Origin of the sequence: Piscinibacter defluvii (assembly GCF_004011805.1) — a bacterium.
In the GTDB taxonomy this organism is placed as follows: Bacteria; Pseudomonadota; Gammaproteobacteria; order Burkholderiales; family Burkholderiaceae_C; genus Piscinibacter; species Piscinibacter defluvii.
Window position 1 is genome coordinate 1 of sequence record NZ_RCHJ01000056.1, and the last position, 6,215, is coordinate 6,215.

The 6,215-nt window shown below is 63.8% G+C and carries 8 protein-coding genes; all 8 read right to left on the minus strand.

From position 1 onward, the window contains the following. Positions 1-366: 366 nt before the first annotated feature. The 8 genes from D9C15_RS32270 to D9C15_RS32305 all read right to left on the minus strand — a co-directional run bounded on the left by D9C15_RS32270 (position 367) and on the right by D9C15_RS32305 (position 6,088). The gene (locus tag D9C15_RS32270) at positions 367-855 is read right to left on the minus strand and encodes an AAC(3)-I family aminoglycoside N-acetyltransferase (protein WP_205854966.1); all 489 of its coding nucleotides are present in this window, start codon (positions 853-855) and stop codon (positions 367-369) included. 142 nt (positions 856-997) lie between these two features. Further along, complete coding sequence (locus D9C15_RS32275; RefSeq protein ID WP_128003561.1) at positions 998-1,444, minus strand: hypothetical protein; 447 nt, start codon at positions 1,442-1,444, stop codon at positions 998-1,000. A gap of 235 nt (positions 1,445-1,679) precedes the next feature. Next, positions 1,680-2,195 carry an SLOG cluster 4 domain-containing protein gene (locus D9C15_RS32280; protein WP_128003562.1) on the minus strand — a complete coding sequence of 172 codons (516 nt, stop codon included), beginning with the start codon at positions 2,193-2,195 and terminating at the stop codon, positions 1,680-1,682. A gap of 136 nt (positions 2,196-2,331) precedes the next feature. Beyond that, complete coding sequence (locus tag D9C15_RS32285; protein WP_128003563.1) at positions 2,332-2,865, minus strand: GNAT family N-acetyltransferase; 534 nt, start codon at positions 2,863-2,865, stop codon at positions 2,332-2,334. Between the two features lie 145 nt (positions 2,866-3,010). Beyond that, positions 3,011-3,526 (minus strand): OsmC family protein, encoded by a 516-nt coding sequence (locus D9C15_RS32290; RefSeq protein ID WP_128003564.1) that lies wholly within the window; start codon positions 3,524-3,526, stop codon positions 3,011-3,013. 167 nt (positions 3,527-3,693) lie between these two features. Then, on the minus strand, positions 3,694-4,041 hold the full coding sequence (locus D9C15_RS34650; protein ID WP_128003565.1) for an EthD family reductase: 348 nt from the start codon (positions 4,039-4,041) through the stop codon (positions 3,694-3,696). A 254-nt stretch (positions 4,042-4,295) separates the two neighbouring features. Continuing rightward, the gene (locus D9C15_RS32300; protein ID WP_128003566.1) at positions 4,296-4,544 is read right to left on the minus strand and encodes a DUF1272 domain-containing protein; all 249 of its coding nucleotides are present in this window, start codon (positions 4,542-4,544) and stop codon (positions 4,296-4,298) included. Between the two features lie 1,037 nt (positions 4,545-5,581). Beyond that, positions 5,582-6,088 carry a TspO/MBR family protein gene (locus D9C15_RS32305; protein WP_128003567.1) on the minus strand — a complete coding sequence of 169 codons (507 nt, stop codon included), beginning with the start codon at positions 6,086-6,088 and terminating at the stop codon, positions 5,582-5,584. Positions 6,089-6,215 lie beyond the last annotated feature (127 nt).

The window sequence follows — 6,215 nt, forward strand, 5'->3', positions numbered from 1 at the left end:
AGCATGTCCACCGAGGAGCCGTCACCGGTCACGGTTCAACAGCGAGCGGGACATCGCCGGCTCCCGCTGCTCGCCTTGGTTCGAATTGCACGGGCGTCTTGCAGGTGCGAAACCAACCCGTGATAGAGAAAGCACTGAACGTCCTCCTCGTTTCGAGGAGTGAGTCGACCTCCGGCCACCCAATCTACGAGGAGTTGCCAAGCGGCCTCTACAGCGTCGGAGTAGATCGACATTGGAATATGCTGCCTAACGTTTGAGCTGAGGGGCCGGAGCCGGCAAGGCGCTTGGGCCGCGAGGCGCAGCATAGACCACGAGCGCCTCGCGGCCCAAGTGCCTTGCTGGCGGAGGTCCCTCTCGAGCGAAGGGTTAGGCAGCACCCGCGCTGGGCGCAATGTCGAAGTGAAGGACGTCTTCACGAACGCCCAGCTTGGTGTACAGGGCGATCGCAGGATCGTCGCCTAGGTCAGCCTGAACAAAGATGACGTAGATGCCTCGGGCTACGGCGAGCTTCTTGAGCCGTTCGATCAGGCTCGAGGCGACACCGCGCCGACGGTGAGCCTCCTCGACTGCCAGGTCGTAGATGTAGAACTCCGAGCGGGCCTGCTCGAACTTCGGCAGGACGTAGCCTGCCAGCCCACCGATGACTCTGGTGCCGGTCAGGGCGACAATGGCGACGAAGGTGTCGCTGTCGAGCAGGCGCTGAAGGTAGCGATCATTCGGTTGCCTGCTGCTATACGCGTGCTCATCGTCGAACTCGCGGCCGAACATAGCGAGCATTGCGCGAACCGTCGCCACGTCGTTCGGGCCGAGGACTCTGACCTCAAATGGTTCGTCGTTCGGCGGAACACTAGCCACTCGTTCTCCTGTGCTGCGTAACGTTTGAGCTGAGCAGCGAGCGCAGGCGTGGCGCTTGGCCCGCGAGGCCGACAATGCGAACCACGGCTTCGCGGGCCAAGTGCCATGCCGGAGCGAGTCTGCTCGAGCGAAGGGTTAGGCCTCACTGGGCGTGGCGGCACGGCTCAGCGGCAGAGCGGATAGCGGCAGCCAACTTCTGGCGAGCTTCGGGACTCTCAAGCGCCTTGTCGTGGATGAGCCGCTTGCCAGCAGTTGACGCAGAGAACTGAGCAATGGCGACTTGGTCGCTGCTTGAGAGCTGCGGCACGGGTTCTGGCGGAACGGACCCAACCGCGGTGTACACGCCGGCCAAGCCTTGCTTCGCGTAGGCGCGACCGGATTCGGTGGAGAAGAAGCGCTCTGCAGCTTCAAGTTCATTTGGCATAAGAGACTCCTCCAGAAGAGCGCGCACCGTGGGTTGGAAACGTGAAGACGGGATCGACATGAGGCAGTCAAATTGCGCTTGTCCGAGTCGACCCTGGTCGAAGCTCCGTTTGAGCGACAGCTGTACGCCGGCCAGTACAGGAGTAGTGAACGTTTCAACTAGCACTGGGAATTCTGCGCCGTTAGCTGTGCCGCAGCAGAAGAGTGCGAACGCAAGAACTGTAGAGGGGCGCATTGGTGGAATTTGTGAGGCCTAACGTTTGAGCTGAGGGGACCGCGCCGGCATGGCGCTTGGCCCGCGAGGCGGATGATGACCTGAGGAGCCTCGCGGGCCAAGTGCCATGCCGGTGCGGGTCCACTCGAGCGAAGGGTTAGGCCGCAATGCGTGCCGACACCAACGCTCAGCGGATGATTTGAAGCTTGCGAAGCTGATGCTCGAGCTCGCCAACCGTTGCCCAGGGAAGGATTGGAGAGTTCTGGCGCTCGTCGGGTGGATTGCTCGGCAAGGACTCTGACCAACCACCACAGCCGACGAGCGGCAGGAGCGGGCGCTTGTGAAGCCAAGCAAGACACACCTCGGAGATGGTGCCGGCGCGACCGCCGATGACGAGACAGGCATCTCCGGACAGTGCCATGAGCAGGTTGCGCGCATCGCCCATGCCGCATGGCACAACAACGGTAGCCGGCCAGTCCGGCGGTGGCATTTGATCGGGCGGAACGATGCTTAGCACCAGACCACCTGACGCGACGGCGCGCTCCGCAGCGACCCGTGTGGCTGGGCTGCCGCAGCCACTTACCAGCGTGACGCCGTGCTGCGCGAGCAATGCACCGGCTTGACCAGCCAGCTCGTACGCAGCGGAGCCAGGCTCCGCACTGCCGAGAACGCAGACTTGTGGCTTACGGATGGAGGAGTGCACTGTGGTTGTCCTTGCGGCCTAACGTTTGAGCTGAGGGGCGAGCGTAGGCATGGCGCTTGGCCCGCCGGACGGATGATGTACCACACCGGTAGGCGGGCCACGTGCCATGCCGGAGCGAGTCCACTCGAGCGAAGGGTTAGGCCGCATGCCCGGTGGAAGCAGCCGGCATGACCATGACCGCCTCGTCGGGCTCCGCACCGAACTCAACCACTTGCTGCGGCGAGGCGGATTGGAAACCGAGGCTACGCAGCAGCCCGAGGGACCTGTAGTTGGCGGCCTTGAGCACGGCTGCGAATAGGCTGACACCGTAGTTCGTCTGAAGTTCTTCGAGCATGGCCGATACGGCGCAACTGCCGATGCCCTTGCGCCAATGGCTACTGGCCAACTCGTACGCGACCAGTGCAGCCCCTGAGCGCAGCACCGACGCCTGGACATAGCCCGCAAGCTCGCCACCGGGCAAGCGCAAGACCCAGTTGAGCCAGAATTGGCTTCCGTCCGAGGAGGCACGACGCTCAAGCCTTGCATAGCGCTCTGCGAGCCAAGCCTCCGACGGCGGCGGTTCGTTCTCGAACTCGTAGATGGCCGGGTCGGAGAGCACCGCAAACATCTCGTGGGCATGAGCCACCACCAGGGGTTCAAGAGTGCAGCGAGACGCTTCGACGGTTCTCATGCGGCCTAACGTTTGAGCTGAGCGGACGCCACCGGCAAGGCGCTTGGGCCGCGAGGAGCATGATAGGCCTGAGCGCCTCGCGGCCCAAGTGCCTTGCCGGTGGAGGTCCGCTCGAGCGAAGGGTTAGGGCGCTCTCGCGGACCAACTACTGAACTGTGACTTGCGTTGTGACCGGTACGGCCCTGCGAACGGCATCGCTGACCGGGGAGTGCTTTTCGGCCCACCGGACCAACTCGTGGAGTTGGTCCGGAGATGCACCTTCAGCGGCAATGCGGACAACGACGCTGACGCTCAGCGGGCCCGGCGGCACAGAGTCGGAAAGTCCGAGAAGACCTCGATCGTCGGACTCGCTCCCGACCGCGACCTCTAGGTGCGTGAGGACAATTCCGAGTTGGGCGGCTCGCATGGCGATAAGGGTCGCATCGCAGTTTGCAAGCGCGGCGCGCAGCAGCCAGCCAGGCGACGGAGCGCTCCCGGTGCCTCCGACCGGAGCCGGCATGTCACTCACCAATACCGTACCGTTGGGCCCTTCGGCGCGGCAACGCAGGCCAGACTCGAGCACAGATGTGGCCGGCCTGTCCTGCGACAGCGCATCCTGAGGGTGTTCCGCGAAATGCTGGGCAACCTGCCGAAGGGACTCTTTGATGCGCTCGATGCTCATGATTCCTTCTCGCTACGGAGTGGTGCGTGGGTTCTGAGCGCCCTAACGTTTGAGCTGAGGCGACCGCCGCGGCTTGGCGCTTGGGCCGCGAGGTGCATGATGCCAGCGAGCGCCTCGCGGCCCAAGCGCCAAGCCGTGGAGGGTCGCCTCGAGTGAAGGGTTAGGCGTCACCTCGCGTGCGCAAGAACCTCCGACACGTGAAGTACGGGTCGAATGTTCGTGTAGTTGGGCAAGTCCGCGGCCAACTCTGCGCCAACCCTGGATAGGGCTTCGTGGGCAGCAGCAACAGACTGGAAGTACGCATTGGACGTAGCGACGACGATGCCAGGCTGCCAGGGCCCGGGGCCGACAGTTCTGTCGCACTCGAAGCGAACCAGATCAAGCGGCGCGAGTAGATGGGTGGTCAGCCGCGCGTGCGCCGACTCGTAGTACTCATGATCAAACCGCGCATCCTCGCGCCAATGGTACGTGCCAGTAACCTTTGCGAGGCGGACGGGATTAAGGAAGGTACTCATGCACTCTCCGGGTAGCAAGAGCCCGAAGCTACCGCCGGTTCCGAGCGGCCGCTGACGCGTACGCGACAGCTGGTTCGCGCCCCGCCCTAGCGGCTTGCATGACGCCTAACGTTTGAGCTGAGACGACCCCGGCGGCGGAGCGCTTGGGTCGCGAGGTGCATGATGCCAGCGAGCGCCTCGCGGCCCAAGCGCGCAGCCGGTGGGGATCGCCTCGAGTGAAGGGTTAGGCGTCGCGTTGCGTGCAGCGAGCACCACTACGAGCTAGTCGAGCAACCTTGTGGTTTGAACACTCGTTCGGCTGAGGGCGGAAACTTGGCTAGCTTCCCCGCCGGCCGGATGGGGCGACGAACCAACTCCCCGCCGCAGTTTGGGCACTGGCCACCGAGCTTGGCACTGGCACAGTTCTCACAGAAGGTGCATTCGAAGGAGCAGATTCGAGCATTGGATGCCTCTGGTGGAAGGTTCACATCGCAACACTCGCAGGACGGGCGGAGCTGGAGCATGGGCGCCTCGGGCGTTATGCCATGAACGAGATGCGAACAAGTGTAGTAGCGCAGACTCGCGTTGATGCGCCTGCTAAGGGGGAGCAACGTTTCAGTTGAAGCGGTGACGGCCGCGCCAACATTTCGCCTGGCGAAGTGAACCTGGTACAGCGGTCTCGCGGTCGAACACTGACGCTCAAGAGGTGGCTTGCGACGCCTAACGTTTGAGCTGAGGCGACCGCCGCGGGTTGGCGCTTGGGCCGTGAGGCGGATGATATGAACAACTGCCTCGCGGCCCAAGTGCCAAGCCGTGGAGGGTCGCCTCGAGCGAAGGGTTAGGCGTCACCTCGTAGTAGAGCCGGGCTGTAGGGCTGCGCGCAGGGCGGCCTGCATGTCGTTGGGAAGGCTGGCAACTCCTTTGACGACGCCGGCGCCACCGTCACTCCAATGGACCGTGAACTCTCGAAGACTTGCGCCAGAGTCTGGCGAGAATTCGGTGATCCGCAGGACGACCTCGGTGCCGCCCTCTACGAGCGCGGCAGAGGAAAGTAGCTTGACCACTGGACCCAGTTCGCGAACCTCGACGCCAAGCACCTTGAACCGAGAACTCGCCACTTGCTCTGGAATGGCGCTGAGGGTCAGCGAAGCCAGGCTTGGGACTCGCCGCAACTCGGCACTGGCGAAGCAACCTGATTGGGTAAAGAAGTCGTTTAGTCCCTTTGCCGCGGCAGCTTCGCGTGCAACAACGTCCTTCTGATCGGGGCGCCAGCGCGGGGACCAGAGCACGAGCGCCGACGATGTGCCGCTGCATACCGGCGCCTGTGGCGACGGCTGAACCGTGACTGTCGTACTTGCACAACCAGCAAGAGTTGCGACTAGCGACAGAACAAGACTGAGATGGGGAAGGCGGCGCGGCGGTGGCATCTGACGCCTAACGTTTGAGCTGAGGCGACCGCCGCGGGTTGGCGCTTGGGCCGCGAGGTGCACGCCTCGCGGCCCAAGTGCCAAGCCGTGGAGGGTCGCCTCGAGTGAAGGGTTAGGCCTCAACTCGCAGCAGCTCAGCCCAGGATGGTGGGATTCAGTTGCCAGAGCGTGTAGTTCAGTGCCGAGGCAAAGGTGACCCACGCAAGGTAAGGCACCAGAAGCAAGCCGGCGGCTGGCTTGACGCGCCAGAAGGCGATGAGCGTTGAGGCGATGAGCAGCCAAAGAAGCAGCACCTCTGCGAAGGCCAGACCACCAAGGTGCCACGCAAAGAACAGCCAACTCCACAGCGCGTTGGCGACGAGCTGCGCGACGAACAAGCTGAGGGCGGCTGACCGAGCCTTGCTCGGCTGAGGTACGCGCCAGACCAACCAGGCTGCTACAGCCATGGCCAGGAAGAGAGCCGACCATACCGGCCCGAAGACCCAGCCTGGTGGCGCCCATACCGGGCGAACCAGATCGGCGTAGAAGGTCCGCGCGTTGGCAGACGCGAGAGCGCCGATGCTGCTGGTGGCGACGCAAAGCGCCAACCACGCGACGAAGCCAAGAGCTTGATTGGGACGAGACGCTACTGCTTGGGTCACTTGAGGCCTAACGTTTGAGCTGAGGCGACCGCCGCGGGTTGGCGCTTGGGCCGCGGGACCGATGATAGGCACCGCGGGCTCGCGGCCCAAGTGCCAAGCCGTGGAGGGTCGCCTCGAGCGAAGGGTT

Bases quoted from the DNA above. Each gene is read 5' to 3' on its own strand.
- D9C15_RS32300 (WP_128003566.1), bottom strand. From the start codon at position 4,544: ATGCTCCAGCTCCGCCCGTCCTGCGAGTGTTGCGATGTGAACCTTCCA.
- D9C15_RS32290 (WP_128003564.1), bottom strand. From the start codon at position 3,526: ATGAGCATCGAGCGCATCAAAGAGTCCCTTCGGCAGGTTGCCCAGCAT.
- D9C15_RS34650 (WP_128003565.1), bottom strand. From the start codon at position 4,041: ATGAGTACCTTCCTTAATCCCGTCCGCCTCGCAAAGGTTACTGGCACG.
- D9C15_RS32285 (WP_128003563.1), bottom strand. From the start codon at position 2,865: ATGAGAACCGTCGAAGCGTCTCGCTGCACTCTTGAACCCCTGGTGGTG.